21 protein-coding genes are annotated in these 24,343 nt (G+C 57.4%); 12 read left to right on the top strand and 9 right to left on the bottom strand.

Annotated features, from left to right (window positions below; genetic code table 11):
• Positions 1–30 precede the first annotated feature (30 nt).
• Together Q0Y21_RS11005 and Q0Y21_RS11000 are read left to right on the top strand one after the other, a co-directional pair.
• Positions 31–723 (top strand): ABC transporter ATP-binding protein, encoded by a 693-nt coding sequence (locus Q0Y21_RS11005; protein ID WP_297795412.1) that lies wholly within the window; start codon positions 31–33, stop codon positions 721–723.
• On the top strand, positions 723–3,209 hold the full coding sequence (locus tag Q0Y21_RS11000) for an FtsX-like permease family protein (RefSeq protein ID WP_297795032.1): 2,487 nt from the start codon (positions 723–725) through the stop codon (positions 3,207–3,209). Before Q0Y21_RS11005 ends, Q0Y21_RS11000 begins: the two co-directional genes overlap by 1 nt.
• 8 nt (positions 3,210–3,217) lie before the next feature.
• Here Q0Y21_RS11000 and Q0Y21_RS10995 read toward each other — a convergent pair whose 3' ends face one another.
• The 4 genes from Q0Y21_RS10995 to Q0Y21_RS10980 form a co-directional block, all read right to left on the bottom strand.
• Complete coding sequence (locus tag Q0Y21_RS10995) at positions 3,218–4,012, bottom strand: transporter substrate-binding domain-containing protein (protein ID WP_297795029.1); 795 nt, start codon at positions 4,010–4,012, stop codon at positions 3,218–3,220.
• A gap of 194 nt (positions 4,013–4,206) precedes the next feature.
• Positions 4,207–5,394: an iron-containing alcohol dehydrogenase gene (locus Q0Y21_RS10990; RefSeq protein WP_297795026.1), complete on the bottom strand. Its 1,188-nt coding sequence runs from the start codon at positions 5,392–5,394 to the stop codon at positions 4,207–4,209.
• The gene (locus tag Q0Y21_RS10985) at positions 5,394–5,939 is read right to left on the bottom strand and encodes a hypothetical protein (protein WP_297795023.1); all 546 of its coding nucleotides are present in this window, start codon (positions 5,937–5,939) and stop codon (positions 5,394–5,396) included. Before Q0Y21_RS10985 ends, Q0Y21_RS10990 begins: the two co-directional genes overlap by 1 nt.
• A 184-nt stretch (positions 5,940–6,123) precedes the next feature.
• Positions 6,124–7,347, bottom strand: a complete 1,224-nt coding sequence (locus Q0Y21_RS10980; RefSeq protein WP_297795409.1) for a M48 family metalloprotease — start codon at positions 7,345–7,347, stop codon at positions 6,124–6,126.
• 244 nt (positions 7,348–7,591) lie between these two features.
• Here Q0Y21_RS10980 and Q0Y21_RS10975 point away from each other — a divergent pair, with 244 nt between their 5' ends.
• The 8 genes from Q0Y21_RS10975 (at position 7,592) to Q0Y21_RS10940 (ending at position 16,101) form a co-directional block, all read left to right on the top strand.
• Complete coding sequence (locus tag Q0Y21_RS10975) at positions 7,592–8,329, top strand: DUF599 domain-containing protein (protein WP_297795020.1); 738 nt, start codon at positions 7,592–7,594, stop codon at positions 8,327–8,329.
• An 18-nt stretch (positions 8,330–8,347) separates the two neighbouring features.
• Complete coding sequence (locus tag Q0Y21_RS10970) at positions 8,348–8,818, top strand: PaaI family thioesterase (RefSeq protein ID WP_297795017.1); 471 nt, start codon at positions 8,348–8,350, stop codon at positions 8,816–8,818.
• Complete coding sequence (locus Q0Y21_RS10965; protein ID WP_297795016.1) at positions 8,815–9,249, top strand: PaaI family thioesterase; 435 nt, start codon at positions 8,815–8,817, stop codon at positions 9,247–9,249. The genes Q0Y21_RS10970 and Q0Y21_RS10965 overlap by 4 nt, the downstream gene beginning before the upstream one ends.
• Before the next feature lie 223 nt (positions 9,250–9,472).
• On the top strand, positions 9,473–11,365 hold the full coding sequence (htpG, locus tag Q0Y21_RS10960) for a molecular chaperone HtpG (RefSeq protein ID WP_297795014.1): 1,893 nt from the start codon (positions 9,473–9,475) through the stop codon (positions 11,363–11,365).
• Between the two features lie 6 nt (positions 11,366–11,371).
• Positions 11,372–11,590, top strand: coding sequence for a DUF2835 domain-containing protein (locus Q0Y21_RS10955; RefSeq protein WP_297795012.1), 219 nt, complete (start codon positions 11,372–11,374; stop codon positions 11,588–11,590).
• A 152-nt stretch (positions 11,591–11,742) separates the two neighbouring features.
• Positions 11,743–13,917 (top strand): catalase/peroxidase HPI, encoded by a 2,175-nt coding sequence (gene katG / locus Q0Y21_RS10950; protein ID WP_297795009.1) that lies wholly within the window; start codon positions 11,743–11,745, stop codon positions 13,915–13,917.
• Positions 13,918–14,051: 134 nt separating this feature from the next.
• Positions 14,052–15,017, top strand: coding sequence for a tRNA-dihydrouridine synthase (locus Q0Y21_RS10945; RefSeq protein WP_297795007.1), 966 nt, complete (start codon positions 14,052–14,054; stop codon positions 15,015–15,017).
• A gap of 112 nt (positions 15,018–15,129) precedes the next feature.
• Positions 15,130–16,101: an MBL fold metallo-hydrolase gene (locus Q0Y21_RS10940; protein ID WP_297795005.1), complete on the top strand. Its 972-nt coding sequence runs from the start codon at positions 15,130–15,132 to the stop codon at positions 16,099–16,101.
• Between the two features lie 33 nt (positions 16,102–16,134).
• On the opposite strand, the gene Q0Y21_RS10935 is transcribed toward Q0Y21_RS10940, so the two are convergent.
• Complete coding sequence (locus Q0Y21_RS10935; RefSeq protein ID WP_297795002.1) at positions 16,135–17,148, bottom strand: class I fructose-bisphosphate aldolase; 1,014 nt, start codon at positions 17,146–17,148, stop codon at positions 16,135–16,137.
• A 162-nt stretch (positions 17,149–17,310) separates the two neighbouring features.
• Here Q0Y21_RS10935 and Q0Y21_RS10930 point away from each other — a divergent pair, with 162 nt between their 5' ends.
• Positions 17,311–19,356, top strand: coding sequence for a dehydrogenase (locus Q0Y21_RS10930; RefSeq protein ID WP_297794999.1), 2,046 nt, complete (start codon positions 17,311–17,313; stop codon positions 19,354–19,356).
• Positions 19,357–19,364: 8 nt separating this feature from the next.
• Here Q0Y21_RS10930 and Q0Y21_RS10925 read toward each other — a convergent pair whose 3' ends face one another.
• The 3 genes from Q0Y21_RS10925 to Q0Y21_RS10915 form a co-directional block, all read right to left on the bottom strand.
• Positions 19,365–20,423: a betaine/proline/choline family ABC transporter ATP-binding protein gene (locus tag Q0Y21_RS10925; RefSeq protein WP_297794997.1), complete on the bottom strand. Its 1,059-nt coding sequence runs from the start codon at positions 20,421–20,423 to the stop codon at positions 19,365–19,367.
• Positions 20,424–20,434: 11 nt separating this feature from the next.
• Entirely contained in the window at positions 20,435–21,469 is a 1,035-nt protein-coding gene (locus Q0Y21_RS10920; protein WP_297794994.1) for an ABC transporter permease subunit, read from the bottom strand.
• 98 nt (positions 21,470–21,567) lie between these two features.
• Positions 21,568–22,533 carry an ABC transporter substrate-binding protein gene (locus Q0Y21_RS10915; RefSeq protein WP_297794992.1) on the bottom strand — a complete coding sequence of 322 codons (966 nt, stop codon included), beginning with the start codon at positions 22,531–22,533 and terminating at the stop codon, positions 21,568–21,570.
• Positions 22,534–22,795: 262 nt separating this feature from the next.
• Between Q0Y21_RS10915 and Q0Y21_RS10910 the strand changes: the two genes are divergently transcribed.
• Complete coding sequence (locus tag Q0Y21_RS10910) at positions 22,796–23,497, top strand: DUF2182 domain-containing protein (RefSeq protein ID WP_297794989.1); 702 nt, start codon at positions 22,796–22,798, stop codon at positions 23,495–23,497.
• On the opposite strand, the gene Q0Y21_RS10905 is transcribed toward Q0Y21_RS10910, so the two are convergent.
• Positions 23,443–24,312, bottom strand: coding sequence for a methyltransferase, TIGR04325 family (locus Q0Y21_RS10905; protein WP_297794986.1), 870 nt, complete (start codon positions 24,310–24,312; stop codon positions 23,443–23,445). The two genes, Q0Y21_RS10910 and Q0Y21_RS10905, sit on opposite strands and share 55 nt — an antisense overlap.
• Between the last annotated feature and the right edge of the window lie 31 nt (positions 24,313–24,343).

Genomic DNA, 24,343 nt, shown 5'->3' with positions numbered 1-24,343 from the left:
GAGCATTATCCAGAGGGCCGTCAGTCAGCCATGCTGAAAGTCAGTGGCCTGACGCATCGTGTCAGTCTGGAGACTGATACGTTGACGATCTTGCAGGGGGTCAGTCTGGAAATCAATCGTGGTGAGTCCGTCGCGATCGTCGGGCGTTCCGGATCGGGCAAGACCACACTGCTGGGGTTACTGGCCGGGCTGGATACCCCCACCGAAGGCACCGTCGAACTGGACGGAGCGGTCATCAGCAAACTGTCTGAGGATGAGCGTGCCAAGTTGCGTGCACAGCGGGTCGGTTTTGTATTTCAGTCTTTCCAATTGTTGCCGGCACTGACAGCGCTGGAGAACGTGATGTTACCGCTGGAACTGGGTGGGCACGAGGCTCCGGAGAAAAAAGCGCGGGAATTGCTGGAGCGCGTGGGTCTTGGCGAGCGCCTCACCCATACGCCGCGCCAGCTATCCGGCGGTGAACAGCAGCGGGTTGCCATTGCCCGGGCGTTTGCGTCGGATCCGGTGGTGCTGTTCGCGGACGAACCTACGGGCAACCTGGACAACCGCACCGGGCAGGCAGTGTCGGACCTGTTAATGGCACTGAACCATGAGCAGGGCACAACGCTGGTGATGGTCACCCACGACGAACACCTGGCCGCACGCTGTGGCCGCCAGTTCAACATTGAGGCGGGCGTTCTCACCGAACCCGATACCCACACTGACGAGGAGCCAGTCATCTGATGGTGGCCTCACGTAAATTAATGTCCATACGCCGCGACTGGCGTGAACGGGACGTACGCGTTGTGCTGGCGGCCTTGATGATTGCGGTTGCCACGGTCGCCACCATCGCTCTGTTCGCCAGCCAGCTTCAACGTACGCTGGTGTCTTCGGCCAGCTCCTTTCTGGCGGCGGACCGGCAACTGGAAGCCGAAAACGGTCGCCCCATTCCTGACGCCTGGCTGACGGAAGCGCAGAGTCGCCAATTGAAAACCGGACAGATGGTGGAATTTTCTACCATGGTGTTCGGGGCGGACAATTTCCAGCTGGTATCAATCAAGGCGGTCAGCAATGAGTATCCGTTGCGTGGCCAGGTCGAAATTCAGCTGGGTCCGGATGAACCACGGCAACTGGTGTCGTCCGGGCCGGCGCCCGGTGAGGTCTGGATCAACCCGCGGCTGCTCCGGTTGTTGGACACCAACGTGGGCGACACCCTGGAGGTCGGTAATCTGGAGCTGGAAATATCCGGCCTGCTGGTGCGTGAACCTGATGGCGGCTTCCGCCTGTCGGCGCTGGCGCCCCGGGTGATGATGCACGCGGACGACGTACCGGACACCGGCGTGATACAGGAAGGCAGCCGGGTGGAATACGTCTATCTGTTCGCCGGCGAAGAAGCAGCACTGGAAGGCTATTACCGCTGGCTGCAACCGCAACTGGAACCCAGCCATGAATGGGAAGGCGTGCGGGACGGAGAAACCTTCTCCCGCTCCCTGGAACGTGCCGAGCGCTTCCTGCTGCTTGGTGGTAGTCTGGCGGTCATGCTGGCTGCCGTCGCGGTGGCCGTGGCCAGCCGTCAGTATGCCCTGTCGCAGCGGGATACTGTGGCACTGCTGAAGACTCTCGGAGTGAGCAGTCAGGGTATTGGCAGACTGTACCTGCAACGCCTGGGCCTCTGGGGGCTGGCCGGCGCTGTCGGGGGGCTGGTGATTGCGTTGCCTCTGTATTGGTTGCTGTCCCGCCTGCTCAGCGATGTGCTGGAGCGACCGGTGGATTACCAGCTTGATCCTGCCGCACTGGCGCCGTCGCTGCTGACCGCTCTGGTGTCCCTGTTTGCTTTTGCCTATCCGCCCATCCGGCGCTTACGCAACGTACCGGCCATGCGCGTGTTGCGTTCCCAGCCCGGAGAATCCGGTCGCGAAGCGCTGCCCGACCTGACTGTTGCCCTGGTGGCGATTTTCGGGCTGGTGTGGATGTACGCTGGCGAAGTGTCTCTGGTTCTGGCGTTGCTGGGTGGGCTGATCCTGTTATTGGGCACTCTTGCATTGCTTGGGTGGCTAATGGTTTTGGGATTACGCAAGATCAGGGGGGGCGGCAATGCCTGGCGCCTGGCGTTGGTGGGGCTCTACCGGCATCGCCGGGCCAGCCTGTCGCAAATTTCCGTGTTCGCGATGACGCTGATGCTGGCGGCTACGCTGATCCTGGTTCGAACTTCACTGCTGGCAGACTGGCAGGCGCAGTTGCCGGAGAATACACCCAACCACTTTCTGATCAATATTGCCCCGGATGTGGTCGAAGACGTTGACGCCTTTTGGCAGGATCGGGGGCAACCGCTGGATCAGCTTTATCCCATGGTGCGTGGCCGGTTTACTGAGCTGAATGGCGCGCCGGTCAAGGAAGCGGTAACAAAGGACGAGAGGGTAGGCGCCCTGAACCGGGAGCTGAACCTGACCTGGATGGAGTCGCTGCCGGCAGACAATGAAATCGTGGACGGTGAGTGGTTCAGTCCGGGCCAGACCCGCGGTGTTTCCGTTGAGGCGGAGCTGGCGGAAAAGCTGGGACTGAAAGTCGGTGATGAACTGACCTTTACCATCGGATCGGAGAAAGTCACTGAGGCGGTTACCAGCATTCGCACGGTACAATGGGACAGCATGAAGCCCAATTTCTACATGGCCTTTCCGCCGGGAGGCGGCTTGGAGGAGATGCCGGCCACCTGGATCACCAGTTTCTACCTGCCGCCCGTCAATAAGAATGCCCTCAATGAGTTTTCGCGTCGGTATCCGACCATCTCGGTACTGGAAATTGATCATATCATCGAGCGTATACAGGACATTGTGCGCCAGGTGACTCAGGCCATTGAAGCCATACTGGTGCTGATCCTGGCCGCAGCGCTGGTGGTGATGGCGGCTGTAGTCAGTGCTACGCTTCGGGACCGTCAGCGGGAGGGGGCGCTACTGCGTACACTGGGTGGCCGTCAGTCCCTCCTGGTGCGTAGCACCATGCTGGAGTTCGCATTGCTGGGGCTGTTTGCGGGTGTGCTGGGTGTGGCAGCGGCAGAGGCCGCTGTCTGGGCCCTGCAGTTCCGGATGTTCGAGGGCGAGTTCCAGTGGCACTGGGCCATTGTGCTGCCGATTCCGCTCTTGAGCGCTGTGGTTCTTGCTCTGTTCGGCCGCTGGCAGCTCAGGCCGGTGTTAAGCGTATCGCCCATGCTGTTGCTGAGACGCCTGGAGTAAGCGGACGCTCAGCGGTATTGGGAGAGAATGGCGTCGAGTTCGCCGTTTTCGCGGATGTTGGCCAGCTCGGCATTGAACCGCCTGGCAAAATTTTCCTGGTCCTTGCGAAGCATGAGGCGGAAGCCATAATTGCTGAGACTCTCTTTGGAGATGCGAAAATCCTTCCGCCAACCCTCATTTCTGAGGATCCACTGACCGACCAGTCGATCGGCAATGGCGGCATCAAAGTGCTCACCGTGGAGTAAAAACGCGAACATGTCCCGGTCGCGGGATACGTCAAAGCGTTTGATTGCACCGGACTGGAAATGAGGTTCCATTAAAGGATAGAGGTAACCAAGGTGAGTCACCACGGTTTGGGAGAACAGATCTTCCGGCGTCTGGTATGTCAGGTCAGAGTCGGTTGGGATGAAAACAACCTCCTCGACTTCGACAATGGCATCGGTAAACAGGAACTGCTCTGGGTTGTCTGTCCATTCCACTGCCCGTGACGTGGCATCGATGTAGCCCGTCAGCAGCATCTCGTCCACGCGTTTGCGGGGAATCTGCTCCGGGACAACCTCATAACCAATACGCTCCGCGATAAGAGTGACGACATCCCACATGATGCCCGAAGGTTGCTGTCCTTCCACAATAAGGTATGGCGGGTAGCCATTGGGAGAGACATTAAAATGCAGGGTTTTGGCATTGCTTGTTGGAGCACTGTTGGCCGCGTATGCCAAGCCTGTCAGCACAAAGCTGGAAATGAGTAGCGGGAGCAAGAGGACAGGGAACAGCGCTGGATGGCTGGATGTTCGGTTTGGCATACAGGGACGGCTCTGAAGTCGGAAACAAGGTCTAACCCGGCACATCCTTGCCAGCTTTTCGGCAATTGTTACTTTTTTGTAAGGTCTTTTCAATAATTTGATTTATATGTTTTGCAAATACTTACTCTGACCGATATCGGTGCAGGCCCCGGCTTTGCCGGGAGCTCTGCACCGATTGCCAGTCTCACTCTGGGTTAAGCCCAGGCACGGCGCAGAACCTCGCGGGCATCCTCCAGGGTAACTTCTTTCGGATTGAACATGATGGCGCCATCGTCCAGCGCCAGTTCGGCGATCTGATCCAGTTGCTCCTCAACGACCTTGCCGGTTTCCTTCAGGGTACGAGGCAACTGACAATGCTTGTACAGTGCGTCCCGCATACGGCGGATGGTGGAGATACTGGCTTCGGCGCGACGGGCTGCCGGCGTGGCCGCGTAGACATCCGGGCCGTCCAGATAGAGCAGCAATTCGCCCAGCGGCTCGCGGATGGATTCAATGTTGTACTCCAGTACGTAGGGCAGGTACAGGCTCATGCACAGGCCATGGGGCAGTTGGCAGATGGCGCCGGTTGCGTGACCAAGCGCGTGCACCAGGCCGACCATGGAGTTGGAGAAAGCGATACCGGCCATGGTGGATGCCTGAGCCAGCTCAAGACGGCCATCGGCGTCTTTCGGGTTTTCCATCACCGACAGCAGGGAGGTGCTGATTTTCTTGATTGCGGCCGTGGCGTAGGCATCGCTGAGCGGGTTCTTCGCCATGCAGGTGAAGGCTTCGGTCGCGTGGGTCATCGCATCCATGGCGGTTGCCGCAGTGATATGAGGCGGCAGTGTCAGCGTCATGCGGGGATCGATGATCGCCGCGTTCGGCAGCAGGAATGATGATGTGAATGGCAGCTTTACGTGCTTTTCAGTATCGGCAATCACGGCCACGGCGGTTACTTCGGACCCGGTGCCCGCCGTTGTTGGTACGACGAAGAAAGGCTTGAGTGGGTGCTTGAGTACACCAGCGCCGGAATACGCGGCAATATCGTCGCCACCTTCGGACACCAGGATGTTGACGGCCTTGGCGGTATCAATTGCGGACCCGCCACCGACAGCAATAATGGAATCACACTTTTCAGCGCGGTAGATGCCGGCAATATCGCGGACCACACCGGTAGAGGAATCCGGCGGCACATCATCGTAGATACTGACAATTTCCAGCCCGCTTTCCTCGCACGCGGCGATCACTGGGTCGAGCAGGCCAGCGGCGCGAACGCCTTTGTCAGTCACAATCATCGGGCGTTTTGCCGCCATACCGGTCAGCTCGTAAGGGATATGCTCCAGGGCAGCCTTGCCGGCGATCACCTTAACCGGGCAAAAGAACTCATAGTATTTGTTAGTCATTATGCTCTCACCGTTTCGACAAAATTGGTTGCGACCTTGAGGTAGATCCGTGCGGCACTGATCAGTTTTTCCGGCAGGTGCAGGTTGGCGGGGTATTCCTTGACGGCCCGCTTAGCGATCAGCTTCGGAAGAATGAACGCTTCCAGCCGGTTCAGTACCCGTGTCATACGGATGGCGTAGCTGATATCGCCATCCACCAGCATTCTGTCATTGGCGAAGGCCACGGAAGTCTTTTCCTGAAATGACAGCACCATGAACGCGTGGGCAATGTGCTTGAACTGTATCGACAGATCCACCGGTCGTGGGGCGGTACTGCCGTGGTAGTGGAAGCGCCCGTTACCGGTATGTTCGACGATGAGGCTGGAGCCGTTTGGCATCACCATCATTTCAAACAGAAAACCTTCCGGAAGGGCAATGGCTTCCTGTTGGACTGTCTCATCCACTTCACTGACGGCCTGAAGGGCGCGACCCATTACCTGGAACATCAGCTCCACGTACAGTCGTCGTGCCTGGAAAGCCATCGGTTGGATACGTTTCGCTAACATGGCAATCGTCCGATTGTTGTTGATGTCATCTGATTTTTAGAGTTATTGCTCTAAAAGTCAATGCAATCATTGACGGCAATGGGCTGTCACCACGGCAAAACTCAGGGAAGGGACGTTGTAGTGGTCAGGTGGATACAGAATGGCCCGGAGTGGATCCGGGCCTTTGAAAGGAATTTTCCAGCGTTTATTGAGAGAGATTGGCAAGCTTCTTTTTGGCCTCTTCAGCCACTGGGCCACCGGCTTCCGCCGCTGTCTGGTAGTACCTGATGGCGTCTTCGCGACGGTTCTGTTTCACCGCCACATCACCGAGGCGAAGGAAGGCGATGGAGGTCGGAACCACCTCGTTGGCCTTTGTGAGGTTGGTCCGGGCTTTATCAAGCTTGTTCCGGGACAGCGCATTCAGGCCGTTGTGCAGGCGGTAACTGAACATTTCAGGGTAGAGGGACACCGCTTTCTCGAAGTCCGCCTCGGCCTTGGCTTTCTTTTCCTGTGCCTCGTAAATGCGCCCCCTGAGCGCATAAAACAGGGCTTCCTCCGGCTCTATGCGGATAGCTTCGTTGATTTTGGCCAGCGCTGCTTCCATCTCTCCCTCGCTGGCCAGTTTCATGGCCTCGTCATGGGCATCGTAAGCGGGTTGGAGCTTTCTGGCCTTGGCCAGTTTTCTGTCGTAGACATCCTTGCCGCGGTATCCACCGGCGCCATATTCTTGAACCAGTTTGCGGTTCGCCTCGACCCGCTTCTGTGAAGGGGGGTGGCTGGCGAACAGGCCGTCAATAAAGCTCGACTGGCGCCCTTCCGACAGTTTTACAAACAATTCCTGAAGCTCCACCGCAGCCTGGGGATCGTAGCCGGCCTCGACCATGTACTCGATACCAAAGCGGTCGGATTCCAGTTCGTCGCCCTGGCTGTACTGAGCCTGAATGATCTGTGCGCCAAGAGCGGCGCCGCCCATGAGCAGACCAGTCCACTCATTATCCGACAGTGCGAATCCCAGCCCGGCAACGCCCGCGCTGATCAGCATGCTCTGTTGCATGCGCTGTACACTGTGACGTGCCGCAGCGTGGACAATCTCATGGCCGAGCACAGACGCAAGTTGGGCTTCGTCTTCCAGTTCGGTCAACAGTCCCCGGTTAATGGCGATTTTCCCGCCCGGTAGTGCCCAGGCGTTGGGAACACTGCTATTCAGCACGACGAATTCATAGGGCAGGTCGGGGCGATCGCTGACCCTGGCCAACTTCTGACCCACTTCGTTCACATAAACCGTCAGGTCCGGGTCCAGATAGAACTGGCCACCCTGGGTCTGCTGGGTAGGTATGTACTGTTCTGCGCCTATGGAAAGCTCCTGGCTTTCGGGTATCAGTGACAGCTGCTTTTCCCCGGTGACCGGGTTTACGGAACATCCTGCCATGGCAAAGAGCAGGGCGATCAGAGGCAGATAGCGAAAGAACAGCCGGTTCGTCACGGTAAACTCCTGTTATCAGTCCTTGATCCGGGATGTACGTAACCCCGGGTGATTAGGGTCAGTTTATACCACATCCGATGATCTGCGGTTATAGCCACCGTGCCCTTGTAATCTGGAGAGAATTCCCTGCGAAGTGTATGATAACGCCCTTGTTAACCTTCCTTTTTCTGATTCCGCAAATGGAACCTCCATGGTTGATTATCTGGAACTGACTGCGTTGGCCTGGTTTCTGGTGTGCTGGATTGGCTACACCGAGTATTCCAGACGCAAAGCCAATGACCGACCTTGTCTGTCCAACACCCTCGACCTGTACCGGGAGGATTGGATGCGGGGGATGCTGCGCCGGGATAACCGCATTCCGGATGCATCGGTCGTGGGCAACCTGGAACGCAACGGTGCTTTCTTTGCGTCGAGCTGCCTGCTGATCCTGGCGGGTATCATCACAGCACTGGGCTACACTCAGGAAGTGATGGAGGTGTTCAGTACCCTGCCGTTTGGCAATTTGCCCAGTCGTGCGATCTGGGAGTTGCGCATGGTGGTTTTGCTGATGGTGTTTATCTATGCCTTCTTCAAGTTCACCTGGTCTATGCGCATGTACAACTTTGTGGCTGTGCTCATCGGGAGCGCACCATTACCGGAGGACACCAAAGTCAGCCCGGCAGCGCGAGAAGCCTTTGCCCAGAGCGCGGCGCGGGTATGCAACCTGGCGGGGGATGCTTTCAACCTTGGCTTGAGATCCTATTATTACGCCATGGCGGTGGTGACATGGTTTATCCATCCGGTGGCGTTCATCGCGGGCTCCACACTGGTTGTCATCGTTCTGTACCGCCGGGAATTCCGTTCCAACGCCCTGGAGGCCCTGCGTGGCGGAAAAGTGTTTGAAGAGCCGGCGGGGAAATCCGATGCTGCCTCGAAATCCAACAGTTAACCGATCTGGCGACACTGAATGACTGATGATATCCGACTGAACCGGGTTCGCCGGTTTCTTGAAACCCTGAATCAGGCGCGGGAACTGGGCCTGACTGTTGAAGCCGCAGGCGATGGCGTATTGACCATGTGCCTGCCGTACAGTGACCGGATTATTGGTAACCCGGATACCGGCGTGATCCACGGCGGCGCCATTACCACGCTGATGGACACGACCTCGGGTTCAGTGATCATCTGCGCCCTGGAGGATTTTGAGCTGTGCCCGACGCTGGACCTGAGGGTCGATTACATGCGTCCGGCGGAACCCCACAAACCGGTGTTTGCCCGCGCGGAAACCTACAAGATCACCCGCAACATCATCTTTACCCGGTGCGAGGCCTACCAGGAAGGCGGCGAAACCATCGCCAACTGCGTCGGTACCTTCATGCGCATTGGCAAGGAAGCCACACCGAAAGGCTATCGGGATCTGATTACCGGAGGTGAAGAATGACCGACCCTGAAATCCTCCGCCACACCCGCGAAAGCGGCGATTTTTCGCGGCTGCTGGAAAGCGTTCCTTACGCCCGCTTTATTGGCCTGGAATGTGACCGTTTTGGCGACGATCTGATCTTCCGCTTGCCGAAGAAAGAAGAAAACCTCGGCAATCCGATCCTGCCCGCCATTCACGGTGGCGTCATCGGCGGCTTTATGGAAATGTCTGCCGCGATCTACCTGATGATGTCCCAGGACAGCATGAGCATGCCCCGGATCGTGGACTTCTCCCTGGATTACCTGCGCGCAGGCCTGAACCGCGAAACCTTCGCCGAGTGCCGCCTGACCCGCCAGGGCAACCGTGTGGCCAACGTGATGATCACCGCCTGGCAGAAATCCCGCTCCCAACCGATTGCCACTGCCAGGGCTCACTTCCTCCTCGAAGACTGATTTTCCCTTTGATCCGGGGCTTGAAATGCCCCGGCTTGCCCCCATTTCCCACTGCAACACTACATTGACAATCGGGTGGTGTGGTCGGGTAGTCCTGTCCAAAACCCTGCGGAGCCATGGATGGCGGAGCGGAGCGTACAGGGACGTATTCACAGCGTGTTTTGGACAGGACTACCCGACCGCACCGCTCCACCGAACGTAAACAGCAGGAGATAAAAAAGCCATGACGGTAGAAGCGCAAAAAGAGACCCTGGGTTTTCAGACCGAAGTGAAGCAACTGCTTCACCTGATGATCCATTCCCTGTATTCCAACAAGGAAATCTTCCTTCGTGAGCTGATCTCGAACGCCTCGGACGCCGAAGACAAACTGCGTTTCGCGGCATTGAAGGATGACGGCCTGTATGAAGGCGATCCCGAGCTGAAAATCCGCCTGGACTACGACCAGGAAAAGAACACTGTCACCCTGACTGATAACGGCATCGGCATGACCCGTGATGACGTGATCGAGAACCTGGGTACCATCGCCCGCTCCGGCACTGCCGAATTCCTGCAGCAGCTGTCGGGTGACGAGAAGAAGGACAGCAAGCTGATCGGTCAGTTCGGTGTGGGTTTCTATTCCGCGTTTATTGTGTCCGACAAGGTGGAAGTGTTTACCCGCCGCGCCGGCGCTGCGCCTGAAGAGGGTGTGCACTGGGAATCCAACGGTGACGGCGAGTTCACCATCGAGCAGGTTAACCGTGAGAATCGTGGCACTGAAATCGTCCTGCATCTGAAGTCCGATGCGAAAGAATTCGCTGACGGATTCCGCCTGCGCGGCCTGGTGAAGAAGTACTCCGATCACATTTCCTTCCCGGTGGTGATGAAATCCGAATCCGAGGAAGAGGAAGAAAAGGGCAAGGACGAAACCGTCAACGATGCTACCGCGCTTTGGACACTGCCTCGTACCGAGATCAAGGACGAGGAGTACAAGGAGTTCTACAAGCACATCGCCCATGATTTTGAAGACCCGCTGACCTGGTCCCACAACAAGGTGGAAGGCAAGCTGGACTACACCAGCCTGCTGTACATTCCGGCCCGTGCGCCGTTTGACCTGTACAACCGGGAAGCACCCCGTGGCCTGAAGCTGTATGTGCAGCGCGTATTCATCATGGACGACGCCGAGCAGTTCCTGCCGCTGTACCTGCGTTTCGCCAAGGGTGTGATCGATTCCAACGATCTGTCCCTGAACGTTTCCCGGGAGATTCTGCAGAACGACAGCACCGTGGAAAGCATACGTACCGCGCTCACCAAGCGTGTACTCGACATGCTCTCCAAGCTGGCGAAGAAAGATCCCGAGCAGTATCAGAAGTTCTGGGGCGAGTTCGGCACAGTCATCAAGGAAGGCCCGGCGGAAGACTTCAGCAACCGCGAGAAGATTGCTGGCCTGCTGCGTTTTGCCACGACCCATACCGGTGAGCAGACTCAGAATGTATCCCTGGATGACTACATCGGCCGCATGAAAGAAGGCCAGAGCAAGATCTACTACATCACCGCCGACAACTTCATGGCCGCCAAGAGCAGCCCGCATCTGGAAGTTTTCCGCAAGAAGGGCATTGAGGTGCTGATCCTGTCCGACCGCATCGACGAGTGGATGATGGGTTACCTCAACGAATACGACGGCAAGCAGTTCCAGGACGTTGCCCGTGGTGATCTCGACCTTGGCGAAGTGGAAACCGAGGAAGACAAGAAGCACAAGGAGGAGGCAGCTGAGGAGCACAAGGACCTGCTTGAGCGCATCAAGAAGGCGCTTGAGGATCGTGTCCAGGAGGTACGGGTTACCAATCGTCTGACCGACTCTCCGGCCTGCCTGGTCGTGGGTGACTTTGACATGGGCGCCCAGATGAAGAAGATCATGGAAGCCGCCGGCCAGAAAGTGCCGGACAGCAAGCCGATCTTCGAAATCAACGTGGATCACCCGCTGGTGCAGCGCCTGGAGAACGAGAAGGGCGATGAGCGTTTCGGCGAGCTGTCTGCTGTTCTGCTGGATCAGGCCACCCTGGCCAGCGGCGAGCAGCTGGCAGATCCGGGGGCTTATGTAACCCGTCTGAACCGTCTGTTGCTGGAACTGGCGAACTAAGAGTCCATGCAGCAGATTATTGTGGATATCAACATCAGCCCTGAAGAGTGGATCAAACTCTATCAGGGCGTGGCCACCGATGTTCACACCACGGCCCGGGACGGGCGCTCCGTCCGCTTCCCGGCCCGTATTCTCTCCCGTTTTTATCTCCGCGACGGCGTTCGCGGCAGCTTCCGCATCCTGTTCGACAATGACGGCAAGTTTGCTTCCATCGAGCGACTCTGATTGCCGATAATCTAAAACTCATCCTCCCAATCCATAGCCGTTCTCTATCCTGACATTAGGAAACATTCAAGCAGCCAACTGTGGTTGATCTATATTGAATGGTGTCCCCGTAGATACGTTTTTTGCCAACGACGCAGAAACAGGAGAGTACGATGAGAGAGAACACTGATTCCGGTGGTAAATGTCCGGTTATGCACGGTGGCAGCACTCTGGCCAGCCAGGACAACACCAGCTGGTGGCCTGAAGCCCTGAACCTCGACATCCTTCACCAGCATGATCGCAAATCCGACCCGCTGGGTGAGGACTTTGACTACCGTGAGGAAGTCAAGAAACTGGACTATGACGCCCTGAAGCAAGACCTTTACGCATTGATGACCGAGAGCCAGGACTGGTGGCCGGCGGATTGGGGCCATTATGGCGGCCTGATGATTCGTATGGCCTGGCACGCTGCAGGTACTTATCGTCTTGCCGATGGTCGTGGTGGCGGTGGTACCGGTAACCAGCGTTTTGCGCCGATCGGTTCGTGGCCCGATAACGTCAGTCTCGACAAGGCCCGCCGTCTGTTGTGGCCAATCAAGAAGAAGTACGGCAACAAGCTGAGCTGGGCGGATCTGATGATTCTGGCCGGCAACGCGGCCTACGAATCGATGGGTCTGAAAACCTTTGGTTTTTCCTTCGGTCGTAAAGACATCTGGCACCCGGAAAAAGACATTTATTGGGGCGCGGAGAAAGAATGGCTGGCCCCATCCGACACCCGATACGAGGACGTGGACAAGCCGGATACCATGGAAAACCCACTTGCCGCTGTGCAGATGGGGCTTATCTATGTGAACCCGGAAGGCGTCAACGGTCAGCCTGATCCGCTCAAGACAGCCGAGCAGGTGCGGGAAACCTTCGCCCGCATGGCCATGAATGATGAGGAAACCGCAGCACTTACCGCCGGCGGCCATACCGTCGGTAAGACCCACGGCAATGGCGATGCCGATGCCCTTGGTCCCGAGCCCGAAGGCGCTGACGTTCATGAACAGGGCCTGGGGTGGAACAACCCCAACATGAAGGGGAAAGCCGCCAATGCCGTTTCTTCGGGCCTTGAAGGCGCCTGGACAACCAACCCGACCAAGTTCGACATGGGCTATTTCGACCTGCTGTTCGGTCATGAATGGGAACTCAAGAAGAGCCCAGCCGGTGCGAACCAGTGGGAGCCCGTGGACATCAAGGAAGAAGACAAGCCCGTTGACGCGACCGACCCGTCCATTCGCCACAATCCGATGATGACCGATGCGGATATGGCGATGAAGATGGATCCCAAGTACCGCGCGATCTGCGAGAAGTTCATGGCGGATCCCGAATACTTCCGGGACTGCTTCGCCCGGGCCTGGTTCAAGCTGACTCACCGGGATATGGGGCCGAAGAGCCGTTACATTGGCCCGGAAGTGCCCGCTGAAGACCTGATCTGGCAGGACCCGGTGCCACAGGGCGAGACCAACTACATCGAAGAAGTGGTCAAGGAGAAAATCGACGACGCCGGCTTGAGTATCAGCGAGCTGGTCAGTACCGCCTGGGACAGCGCCCGTACCTTCCGGGGGTCTGACATGCGCGGTGGCGCCAACGGCGCTCGCATTCGCCTGGCGCCGCAGAAGAACTGGGAGGGCAACGAGCCGGAACGTCTGTCCAAGGTGCTGGGCGTCTATGAGAAGATCGCTGCCGAAACCGGCGCCAGTATTGCCGACGTCATCGTGCTGGGTGGCAACCTGGGTGTCGAGAAGGCCGCGAAAGCTGCAGGCTATGACGTACACGTTCCCTTCCTGAAGGGCCGTGGTGACGCCACTGACGCGATGACGGATGCGGAATCCTTCGACCCACTGGAGCCGGTCGCCGATGGCTTCCGGAACTGGCAGAAGAAGGAATATGTGGTCAAGCCGGAAGAGCTGCTGCTCGACCGCGCCCAGCTGCTTGGCCTGACAGCTCCCGAAATGACTGTTCTGCTCGGTGGCATGCGTGTGCTTGGCACCAACCATGGTGGCACCAAACACGGTGTACTCACGGACCGCGTAGGCCAGTTGACGAACGACTTCTTCGTCAATCTGACCGACATGGCCTACAGCTGGAAGCCGGCGGATAAGAATCTCTACGAGATTCGTGACCGAAAGACTGACAAGGTGAAGTGGACCGCCACCCGGGTAGACCTGGTGTTCGGCTCCAACTCCATCCTCCGTGCCTACTCTGAGGTGTACGCCCAGGATGATAACGATGAGAAGTTTGTGAATGACTTCGTTGCCGCTTGGGCCAAGGTCATGAACAACGACCGTTTCGACGTGAAGAAGTAAGTCGAAAGCAACAGGCCGGGCATCCTGATTTCGGGATGCCCGGCTACCAACTTTCCGCCAGATTCCTTACAATCCTCTCCGGCTGATTTTTGATCAGATGCTGACTGATTTTCCATTCATCCTCCGGAGCCTTCATGCGAATTATTCTTGCCCCAATGGAAGGGCTGGTAGACGCACCCATTCGTGAAACCCTGACGAAAGTTGGCGGTATTGACCGGTGCGTAACCGAGTTCATTCGCGTGACCCACGGCATGCTGCCCCCCAGAATTTTCTACAAGTACGCACCGGAGCTGCATAACGGAGCCCTGACCGAAGTCGGTACGCCGGTAGCCGTCCAGCTTCTGGGTTCAAACCCCGAAATGATGGGCCGACACGGTGCCAAAGCGGTCGAGCTGGGGGCGGGGCAGGTGGATATCAATTTTGGATGCCCGGCCAAAACCGTCAACAGACACAAAGGCGGTTGTGTGCTGATGCGAGAGCCGGAGCTGATGCATGAGATCGTCGCGGCAGTCCGCAAGGCGGTACCAGCGGACATCCCGGTCACTGCCAAGATGCGTCTGGGTTATGACGACCGCTCCATGGGTGTGGCCTGCGCCCAGGCCCTGGAAGCGGCAGGCGCTGAAGAGATTGTTATTCATGCCCGCAGCAAGGTGGATGGCTACAAGCCACCCGCTTACTGGGAAGAAATCGCCAGGGTCCGGGAAACGGTCAACACCCATGTGATTGCCAATGGCGAAATCTGGACTGTGGACGACTACTGGCGTTGCCGTGAAGTCTCGGGTTGTGATGACGTGATGATCGGGCGGGGGCTGATCGCCCGCCCGGACCTGGCCCGTAAGATCCGCGCCAGTCAGAATGGTGAATCCGTGCCGGACATGACTTGGCCGGAAGCGGTGTCCCTGGTGCGTGAATACGCCTTTGCCCTGCAGCAGCGCCTGGAAGACCGGTTTGTCACCGGCCGCATCAAGCAATGGCTCAACTACCTGCGTCAGGGCTTCCGCGAAGCTGACATGCTCTGGCCGGAAGCCCGAAAAATCCGCCAGGTTGAACCAATGCTGGCCTGTCTGCAGCAGCCGGTTCCGGTTTCCTGCGCGGCCTGATTTATCCCCGTTTCCGTCCCTGATTCTGTTCCGCCGACTACACTGGTACGGAATGAGGCGCTGTTCGTACTCGTTAATTACTATCGAATAACAAACAGCGGAGAGGGAACCGATGAAACGTTCTGGATTGATAACCGCCCTGACAGCCGGATTGGCTCTGGCCGCGCCCTGGGCCTTGGCTGAAGAGCCTGTCAGGATCACCCCCCTGGGCAGTCACGATGGCGAATTCTGCAGCCGTGACCGCGCCCTGGTGCTGGAAGACCCCAACGGCACCCGCATCCTCTACGATGCCGGGCGCACCGTCGCCGGTCCAGACGACCCCAGGCTTCGTGAGATTGATGTGATCCTGGTGTCCCATATGCATGGCGATCACGTCGGCGATCAGCGAATTAGCAAGACCAATGCCGGTAGCTGTGTTTCGCCGGATACGTCCGTTGGCACCTTGCCGCAATCGAATACCGTTGATATTGCCGTAGGGAAAAAGGCGCGTATCGTCACCGGCAGCGAAATGCCGGCGTTTTTCGCCGCGAAACTGAAAGAGGCCGGGGGCGACCCCGCCAACTCCGTGCTGGTCCGCTTCGGAGGCGAGCATGAAACGGGCGGCGTGAAGATCACCACGGTGCCGGCTGTCCACAGCAATGGCGTGTCACCGTCTTTCCTGACAGGGCCGCTGGCGGAACACCTGCAGGCAGCCGGCGTTGGCGCCAGTGTCGGTCCGCCCACCGGTTACGTGCTGACTTTCAGTAACGGCCTGGTGGTGTACCTGTCAGGCGATACCGGGATTACCGCTGAACAGAAACTGGTGGTGAAAGAGCATTACGGCGCTGAACTGGTGGTGATGAACATCGGCGACACCTTCACGACCGGTCCCAAAGAAGCGGCCTACGTAATCAATGACCTGATCGCTCCAAAAGCGGTCATTGCCTCGCATGCCAATGAAGCGGCCACCGAGGGCGGTGAGGTGCGCAAGGGTACCCGCACGGCAATGTTTACCGCACTGACTTCCGTGCCGGTACACCTGCCGCTCAGCGGCCGGACCATGTCTTTCGATGGCGACGCCAACTGTACGTTCGGTTGCCAGTAAGTGAACCGGGATCGTCAGAGGAGAGGAGGGCGTTCAGCCCTCCATGTCCGGGGCGTAGCTACCGTTGCGCGCAGCGCCGTTGAGCCTGGCCCGTTTGAGCAATGCTTCCTGTGCCGCCGGTCCGTTTTCCAGATTGCCGGCCCATGCCTTCTGGGCGGGCTCCTGTAGCGCGCGTCCATAAGAAAAACTGAGTTCCCAGGGCTGCGCGCCCATGGCGTTCATCGCATTCAGGTTGGCGGTTGCCTCTTCGGGGGTCTGGCCGCCGGACAGAAAGCAGATGCCGGGCACGGCGGCAGGCACGGCGCGACGGAATACCCCAATCGTTGCCTGAGCCACTTCTTCAGGCGTGGCCTTCGGGTTGTCCTTACCGGGGGTCACCATGCTCGGTTTCAGAATCATCTGCTCCAGCTCGACTTTGTGCCGGTAAAGGGCGTGAAACACTTCTCTGAGAACCGCTTCGCTCACCTCCGCGCAGCGTTCTATGGTGTGGTTGCCATCAATCAACACCTCTGGCTCCACGATGGGAACAATTCCCACGGATTGGCATATGGCCGCATAGCGCGCCAGCACTTCCGCATTAGCTTCCACGGCCTGGGGAGAGGGAAGGGTGTCGGAGATATGAAACACATCCCGCCACTTGGCGAACCGGGCTCCCTGATTCCGGTAGATTTCCAGCCGGTCTTCGAGGCCATCCAGACCCACTGTTATCTCGTCGCCCGGGGCATTGATCAGCGGTTTTTTGCCCTTGTCCACCTTGATGCCCGGAACAATGCCCTGTTTCGCAAGAAGCTCTGGTATTCGCTGGTTGTCGAGGCTGGTCTGGCCCAGAGTTTCTTCAAACAGAATCACGCCGCTGATGAATTCCCCCAGACCGGATGTTGAGAATATGAGACTGCGGTACTCACGACGTTTCTCTTCGCTGGACTCCACGCCAACCGCGTTGAAACGTTTGGCGATGGTGGGGTGGCTCTCATCCGCCGCGAGAATGCCCTTGCCGGCCTGTACCAGTTCCCCAACGGTTGCGCTTAGTTCTTCCTGAAGTGTCATGGCGAGCTCCTGAGTAATCCATTAGCGGTCAGAGTAGGGTTTGGGTTTGTTCTTTCATTGTAGACGGTCGTTAGTGCTTCTGAACTTGATCTGGGCTAAGACGGTGAACGATGCAGTGGTCTAATCTGTTATTCATAGCGACAGCGAGAGGGGGAGGCCTGTATGAAAACCGTCGTCAGCGTCAGCCAGGGTTCATCCGAGTACGACTACCATATGGAAACGGAATTTCTGGGCCAGCCTTTCCGCATCATCCGCATTGGAACAGACGGGGACCTGTCAAAGGCCGAAGCGGTATTGGAGTCCATTCATGATCAGGCAGACGCCATCGGTCTGAGTATGGTTCATGACCACTATGAAGTCGGGCGTGAACAGCTTGAACATCCGGATACCGCCCGCCTGGAGGCCTGGATTCCGGACAAGCCGGTGACCACTGGTGCTGGCCTGCGGGGCATCCTGCAGGAGTGGGCGGTTCGTCACACACAGTCAGAATTGGGGCACTTCTTCGATAATGCCCGTGTGCTGTTCATGAATGGTCAGGCAGGCTATCGGATTGCCAAAGCATTGTCAGAGCATACCGACAACCTGTTCTTTGCAGATCCCTACATGGACTTTGGCGTGCCGCGGTTGCTTACGTCCCTGAAGCAACTGGAAACCTATACCTCGCTGACGGCATCCATTATGTTTCGACCGGCGGCGGTAAAAGCCGTGGAAAGCATCGTGCACACGCCACTCATGCGGCTTGGTGAGAGCCTGGTTAAGGGGTCTTTGCGCCAGGCTGCGTCCGACGCCCACGTTATCGTTGCGTCCATCGGCGATCTTGAATCTTTCGGTCCGAATGAGCTGGATGGCAAAACCGTGATCACCTCGCGCGTGACCGATACCGTTCTGGACTGGATGCGCTCCCGTCGCGTAGCCATGGTGGTGGATTACAGTCCCTGGTTGGAGGGGCGGCCGATTGGAGTCAATGTCCTGGACGCCATGATCAGTACGGCTCTTTCAAGGACACCGGAACAACTGGGGCCGGATGATTACCTGGATGTGATTCAGAGGCTGGGCATAGAGCCCAGAATTCTGTATCCAGACGGCTACCGCCGGGTGAATCGATTTGCCTTTGTTATTCACCCGCTGTCACAGCAATACCTTACCAAAACACCGCCGCTGGACTGGATCGCCAGCGTCTCACCACCGGTCATCATGAACCTGGTTGAGAAGGCGGTGGCTTACACACCCCCGTTTGTTTATTCCCGGGTGTCGGGTATCCGGTCGCCTACCGGGGATGAAGTGGAAGGCTGGCTGATTACTGTGGGTGGTACGCCCCGGGAGATCATGGCCCATGGTCCGGAGTTCACCTACGCAAGACTGCTGCAGGCGGCGAAACTGGCCAAAAAGCTGGGGGCTCAGATCATGGGCCTCGGCGCTTTCACCAAGGTGGTCGGTGATGCGGGCATTACGGTAGCCAAACGCGCGCCACTGCCGATTACCACCGGCAACAGTTACAGTGCCTCTGGCGCACTCTGGGCAGCCCATGATGCCATGAAAATAATAGGGCGGGTAAGCATCGGGCCCAGTGGCAAGGCCGCCGGTAAAGCGATGGTGGTAGGTGCTACCGGAGCGATCGGGTCGGTATGTGCGCGGTTACTGGCCAAAGCGGTTGATGAAGTGTATCTCGCGGCCCCAGAACCGGCGAAGCTGTTGGCCCTGAAGGAAAGTATCGAGCAGGAAACGCCAGGGGCCATCGTGCATGTGGCAGGCTCTGCTGAACGTGACCTGGCGGACATGGACATGATTGTCACGGCCACATCCGGAGCAGGCAAACGCATTCTGGACATCATGAAGGTCAAACCCGGCTGTGTGATTACCGACGTTGCACGACCCCTGGATATTTCAGCGGAAGATGTCGCCCAACGTCCGGATGTGCTGGTGATCGAATCCGGTGAAATCCAGTTACCCGGAGAGGTGGCCATGAAGGACATTGGCCTGTCCGACGGGGTGGTCTATGCCTGCCTGGCGGAAACCATTGTGCTGGCACTGGAAGCGCGATTCGAGAACTTCACTCTGGGCCGTAACATTGAATGGGAAAAAGTGCGGGAAATCTACAAACTCGGCCTCAGGCACGGCATGAAGCTGGCGGCCATCTCAGGGGTGAACGGGGTGTTCAGTGAGGAGGACTTCCAACGAGTCAGAGAGTTGGCGGCAGAAAACGGGTAACTGACCGATCAATACCGGGCCCGTTCATTGCCTTCCGCAGCATCCGTGGGCACCAGAGCTTTCACCAGTTCTTTCATGTCGAGCACGCCCACCTGTTTGCCTTTACGCATTACCCGGTAGGTGTGGTCGGTATCACCCTCGGACATGGCAATCACCGATTCCAGATTATCCCGTTCGGAAATATCGCCAGCGCAGTGTTCCGGGGCCTCGGTTGTTTTCTCCATGATGGAGCGAACCCTGAGCACCCGCGCGCGGTTGATGTCGCTGATAAAGTCGATGATATAAGGGTCGTTGGGGTGCATCAGGATGTCCTGGGGCTCGCCCTGCTGGACAACGTAGCCATCCTTGAGGATAACCAGGTGATCCGCCAGTTTCAGTGCTTCGTCCAGATCGTGGGTGATAAATACAATGGTTTTTTCGAGCTCGCCCTGCAGTTCCAGTAGCAGGTCCTGCATGTCGGAACGGATTAGCGGGTCCAGGGCTGAGAACGCTTCGTCCATCAGCATGATTGGTGAATTTGACGCCAGGGCACGGGCAATGCCCACTCGCTGCTGCATGCCGCCGGACAACTGGTGCGGGTACTGGTTCTCGTTGCCCTCCAGGCCCACACGGGCGAGCCACTTTCTAGCCTCCGCCTCAAAATCCTGCACTTTATAACCACGCACCAACAAGGCCATTCCGGCGTTTTCCAGCACGGTCTTGTGGGGTAGCAGGGCGAACTTCTGGAACACCATCGACATCCGTTCCCGCCGCAGCTTACGTAGTTTGTTTTCATCGAACTGCAGCACGTCTTCGCCGTCGACCTCGATTTCTCCAGCGGTTGGTTCGATCAACCGGTTCAGGTGACGAATCAGGGTGGATTTGCCGGAACCCGACAGCCCCATAATGACGGTAATCTCGCCCTCGTGGACGTCCACATTGATATCCTGAAGGCCCAGCACATGATTGTGCTTCTCCAGCAACTCGGCCTTGCCCATGCCCTGTCGAACGTAGGTCAGAGCGATCTCGGGCGTGGGGCCAAAAATCTTGTACAGGTTCCGGATGGAAATCTTGATACCCCGATCCACAATTCGCTCCCTTACTGTTTCTGTGCAGCGTTAATACGTGCCAGCGAAGCCTTCGTTACCCGATCAAGGATCACCGCCAGAATCACGATACCCAGCCCTGCCACAAGCCCGACACCAAGCTCGAGGTTGCGAATGCCCTGCAGTACCAGTACGCCAAGGCCGGGCGCGGACACCAGGGAGGCGATGACCACCATCGCCAGGCTCATCATGATGGTCTGATTCACGCCAGCCATGATGTTGGGCAATGCCAGTGGGATCTGAACCTTGTAGAGTTTCTGCCGGCTGGTCATGCCAAAGGCATCGGCGGCCTCAATCACATCCTTGTCCACCAGGCGAATGCCGAGATTAGTGAGACGGATCACCGGCACTATGGCGTAGAGAATGATGGCGATGCCGTACAGCTTGGATTCGGTCACGCTGAACAGGAAAATCAACGGAATCAGGTATACGAACGGTGGCAGCGTTTGCAGCATATCCAGCACAGGGATCGTCAGCCGCTGCATCATGTCGCTTCGGGACATGGCGATACCGATGGGAACGCCGAAGATGACGCACAGGAAGGCACAGACAAAAATGATGGCCAGCGTCTGCATCGCGTATTCGTAATAGTCGATAAATGCCAGCAGAGCCAGGCTGACACCGACAAAGACCACCAGCTTCCAGGACTTGGAAACCACAAACACCACCGCCAGCAGTATCGGAATGACGATCCACCAGGGGGTATTGAGCATGCCGTAGAGGGTGCCGTCGAGGAACCAGCTCAGGGGTTGCGTCAGCGGGTCCAGCACAACGCTCAGGTTGTCCTTGATGTCCAGAAAGCCTTGCTCGAGCCCTTTGGTCAGGTCCCTTGATTGTGGGAAGGAGGCGCAGGATTCGTGGAGCGCATCCATTGAAGGGAAGGGCAGATCCCAGAGGGAGTCAGGTTCAGCTTCTGTGCCTTTGGTTTTTCTAAGCAAATCCGCCATGGACAGGGGACTATCGCTGGTGTCTCCAGCGCACCACTCTTCAAGTCCCAGCGATGAGAACAGAAAGTCGTAGGTAGCCATGTGGGTTCAGTTTCCCCTGAGTCGTCAGGATTGTGGCGCTGCACAGGGTTGCTCGAGGGCAGAGTCAGTGTTCCGACTCTGCCCTCAAGGTCCGGATATTATTCCAGTACAGAAGCAAGGCGCTCCCTGGCGTCATCATTCAGCCAGCTGGACCACTCGTCACTGTTGTTGTTCAGGAAATAAACCGCCGCTTCTTCCGCTGATGCATTGCTCTTATCCATCCACGCCAGAAGGGCGCTCATGGTGTCGGTCTTGAACGTCAGCTTACTGAGCATCTCGGCCACTTCCGGTTCACGCTCCTTGAAGTCGGTGGTGACGGAAGTCAGCACCGGGGCCGCCGGAAACTCGGATACGCCAGGATTATCGACATCCTGGGTCTGATTGCGGGTGTGGACATCGGGTTTGTAGTCACCCAATTCGACGCGAGTCATATCGAATTTGCCGAGGGGAACGGTGGGCCCCCAGTAGTAGCCGAACCAGGGCTCTTCGTCCTGTACGGCAGACGCCATGGAAGACGCCAGTGTCTCGCCGGAACCGTGGTTGAACACTTCGATACCAGAGGCTTCCAGATCAAGGGCCCGGATCAGATTGTCACTGACCACACGGCAGCCCCAACCGCTCGGGCAGTTGTTAAAGCGGTTGTCCACCAGCTCGGGGTTAGCCATGACGCCTTCGATGGTGGTCAGTTCCGGGTGTTTTTCCGCGAGATAGGTGGGAATCCACCAACCCTCGACGCCACCCGGATCCAGTACTTTACCAAGACGCTCTACCTTGCCCTGTTCTTCCAGCTTCAGGTAGGCCTCGCCAGCGGAGTTGAGCCAGAGTTCGGTGACAATGTCCGGCTCGCCGTTCTCGGCAACCGACGTCACAGCGGGAATGGTATCAGAGGGCACCACGGTGACATCACAGCCGTAGCCCTGCTCCATGATGAACTTGGCAACGCTGGTCACCACCGTGTTGGAAGCCCAGTTCATCTCGGTGATGGATACTTCTCCGCAGTCCGCCTGAGCGAATCCGGGAACGGATAATGCACAAAGCATTGCGACTGATGTTAGCTTCCTCATGATTGTTCCTCCTTGTAGGGAGTAGGGGAATAGGGTTTGAAAAAGTGCAGCAACAAAGCCGCGTGCAAAGCCCTGACGACCTCGCAGGAGGTGGTACATACATCGCAATTGTTCAACGAATAGATAGGCAAAACGTTGCGTACCTCGGTTACTACCTATACTTAAGAATAGTTTTCGAACTGGGAGTTACAAGCCTGTAATGGAAATTGGTGTTAAATCTGATCAAGGCCTGGAACGTTTACTTCACAGAGATCGGTGGGTCGTGCTGGCGCTTCTCGCCGTCGTCATCGTGGCCAGCTGGAGCTATCTGCTCGCCGGTGCAGGCATGGATATGTCTGCCATGGCGTCAACTGACTGGTCACCCGGCTACGCAACCATCATGTTCCTTATGTGGTGGATCATGATGATCGCGATGATGCTGCCCGGTGCGACCCCAATGATCCTGCTGTTCGCTGCTGTGAATCGCAGGCACCGTAACAGTGGCAATCCCTATGTACCGACCACATTGTTTACGGTGAGCTACCTGCTGGCCTGGGCGGGTTTCAGTTTGCTGGCGACAGGACTGCACTGGGGGATCAAACAGGCAGGATTGCTGGCGGACATGGCGTTAACCAGTCAGCTGCTGGGGGCAGGGATATTGATAGTCGCCGGGATCTATCAACTCACCCCACTCAAGCAGGCCTGCCTTCGGCATTGCCGGATGCCAGCCATGTACATAGCCACTCACTGGCGGCCGGGCACCCGTGGCGCGTTCATCATGGGCCTGCAGCACGGCGTTTTTTGCCTGGGCTGTTGTTGGGTGCTTATGCTGCTGCTGTTCTTTGGTGGCGTTATGAACCTGTACTGGATCGCCGGGTTGGCGGTCTACGTGCTGATCGAGAAAACAATCCCTACCGGCAACTGGCTGGACTATGGCCTCGGCGTAGTGCTCATTTCCGGTGGGGCCTGGTTAGTGGTGTCTTGAGCAGGGTTTAGCCTTACCAACATACCGTAGTAATAATCCAGAGAGTGGTCAGGGTGGTATGGAATCTGGCAGGCCTTGTCAGCATTTTTCCACTGGTCAATGACTTCGCCGTCGAGTTTCTCAATCTCCTCCAGGAGTTCACTCGCGCTGTGGATTCTGTAGGGACAGATCGCAGTGCTGATGTTTTGCAGGGTCACGTAGCTTTTATCCGGGTGGACGGGCAGCATGTTAATCAATATATAGGTTGGCCGGCTCCGTAACTGGCTGATGATCGAGCTCAGCGAATCTTCTACGTATTGCAATGAACCGGAGAACAATACCCAATCACTGGGAGTCGACTGGGTCAGATCTTCAGAGAAACTCAACGGGGCGGAATTGCCATTTTCGGCGGCAAATTTCCGGGCTTCCCTGATGACGGCCGGAACGTCGTAAATCTCCCACTCGAACGGCTCCGGAAACGTGAGGTATTTGGTGAGTGCGTAGTACAACACACCGACGTGACCACCAAAATCGATCAGCTTCTGATTGGGTTGCATTAACCTGTTGAGCCAGAACGCGACCGGGTAATCGCAGGGTGAGATCGCCTGCATACGAAATCGATACATGTCGGCGGACGCAGGGGCATCGTTGTCATAACCAAGCGGTTTACTAGCGGGGGCATCCGCACTTGCCGTTGCAAAATCCGGGTACACACCCTTGAACCAGTTTACATTCGTGGCAGTAGCGAACTCTTTTGCATAACGTCGGTTCAGTGCGTTATTGATGGCAGGAATTTTTTCGAAGCGACGCACAAGCTTCTTCGCTCGATCGTACATGACTTTTACTCCCTTAAAAGACGATCACGAG

This window comes from uncultured Marinobacter sp. (assembly GCF_947259545.1).
In the GTDB taxonomy this organism is placed as follows: domain Bacteria; phylum Pseudomonadota; class Gammaproteobacteria; order Pseudomonadales; family Oleiphilaceae; genus Marinobacter.
The sequence above is the reverse complement of the archived record's forward strand: the minus strand, read 5'-3'. Positions and strand labels throughout refer to the sequence as shown.

Excerpts from the sequence above, each read along its gene's own strand:
- Q0Y21_RS10955 (WP_297795012.1), top strand. The coding sequence starts at position 11,372 with ATGCAGCAGATTATTGTGGATATCAACATCAGCCCTGAAGAGTGGATC.
- Q0Y21_RS10935 (WP_297795002.1), bottom strand. The coding sequence starts at position 17,148 with ATGACACTTCAGGAAGAACTAAGCGCAACCGTTGGGGAACTGGTACAG.
- Q0Y21_RS10930 (WP_297794999.1), top strand. The coding sequence starts at position 17,311 with ATGAAAACCGTCGTCAGCGTCAGCCAGGGTTCATCCGAGTACGACTAC.
- htpG (WP_297795014.1), top strand. The coding sequence starts at position 9,473 with ATGACGGTAGAAGCGCAAAAAGAGACCCTGGGTTTTCAGACCGAAGTG.
- Q0Y21_RS10995 (WP_297795029.1), bottom strand. The coding sequence starts at position 4,012 with ATGCCAAACCGAACATCCAGCCATCCAGCGCTGTTCCCTGTCCTCTTG.
- Q0Y21_RS10920 (WP_297794994.1), bottom strand. The coding sequence starts at position 21,469 with ATGGCTACCTACGACTTTCTGTTCTCATCGCTGGGACTTGAAGAGTGG.
- Q0Y21_RS10915 (WP_297794992.1), bottom strand. The coding sequence starts at position 22,533 with ATGAGGAAGCTAACATCAGTCGCAATGCTTTGTGCATTATCCGTTCCC.
- Q0Y21_RS10940 (WP_297795005.1), top strand. The coding sequence starts at position 15,130 with ATGAAACGTTCTGGATTGATAACCGCCCTGACAGCCGGATTGGCTCTG.
- Q0Y21_RS10905 (WP_297794986.1), bottom strand. The coding sequence starts at position 24,312 with ATGTACGATCGAGCGAAGAAGCTTGTGCGTCGCTTCGAAAAAATTCCT.
- Q0Y21_RS10975 (WP_297795020.1), top strand. The coding sequence starts at position 7,592 with ATGGTTGATTATCTGGAACTGACTGCGTTGGCCTGGTTTCTGGTGTGC.
- Q0Y21_RS10945 (WP_297795007.1), top strand. The coding sequence starts at position 14,052 with ATGCGAATTATTCTTGCCCCAATGGAAGGGCTGGTAGACGCACCCATT.
- Q0Y21_RS10970 (WP_297795017.1), top strand. The coding sequence starts at position 8,348 with ATGACTGATGATATCCGACTGAACCGGGTTCGCCGGTTTCTTGAAACC.
- Q0Y21_RS11000 (WP_297795032.1), top strand. The coding sequence starts at position 723 with ATGGTGGCCTCACGTAAATTAATGTCCATACGCCGCGACTGGCGTGAA.
- Q0Y21_RS10965 (WP_297795016.1), top strand. The coding sequence starts at position 8,815 with ATGACCGACCCTGAAATCCTCCGCCACACCCGCGAAAGCGGCGATTTT.
- Q0Y21_RS10980 (WP_297795409.1), bottom strand. The coding sequence starts at position 7,347 with ATGGCAGGATGTTCCGTAAACCCGGTCACCGGGGAAAAGCAGCTGTCA.
- Q0Y21_RS11005 (WP_297795412.1), top strand. The coding sequence starts at position 31 with ATGCTGAAAGTCAGTGGCCTGACGCATCGTGTCAGTCTGGAGACTGAT.
- Q0Y21_RS10990 (WP_297795026.1), bottom strand. The coding sequence starts at position 5,394 with ATGACTAACAAATACTATGAGTTCTTTTGCCCGGTTAAGGTGATCGCC.
- katG (WP_297795009.1), top strand. The coding sequence starts at position 11,743 with ATGAGAGAGAACACTGATTCCGGTGGTAAATGTCCGGTTATGCACGGT.
- Q0Y21_RS10985 (WP_297795023.1), bottom strand. The coding sequence starts at position 5,939 with ATGTTAGCGAAACGTATCCAACCGATGGCTTTCCAGGCACGACGACTG.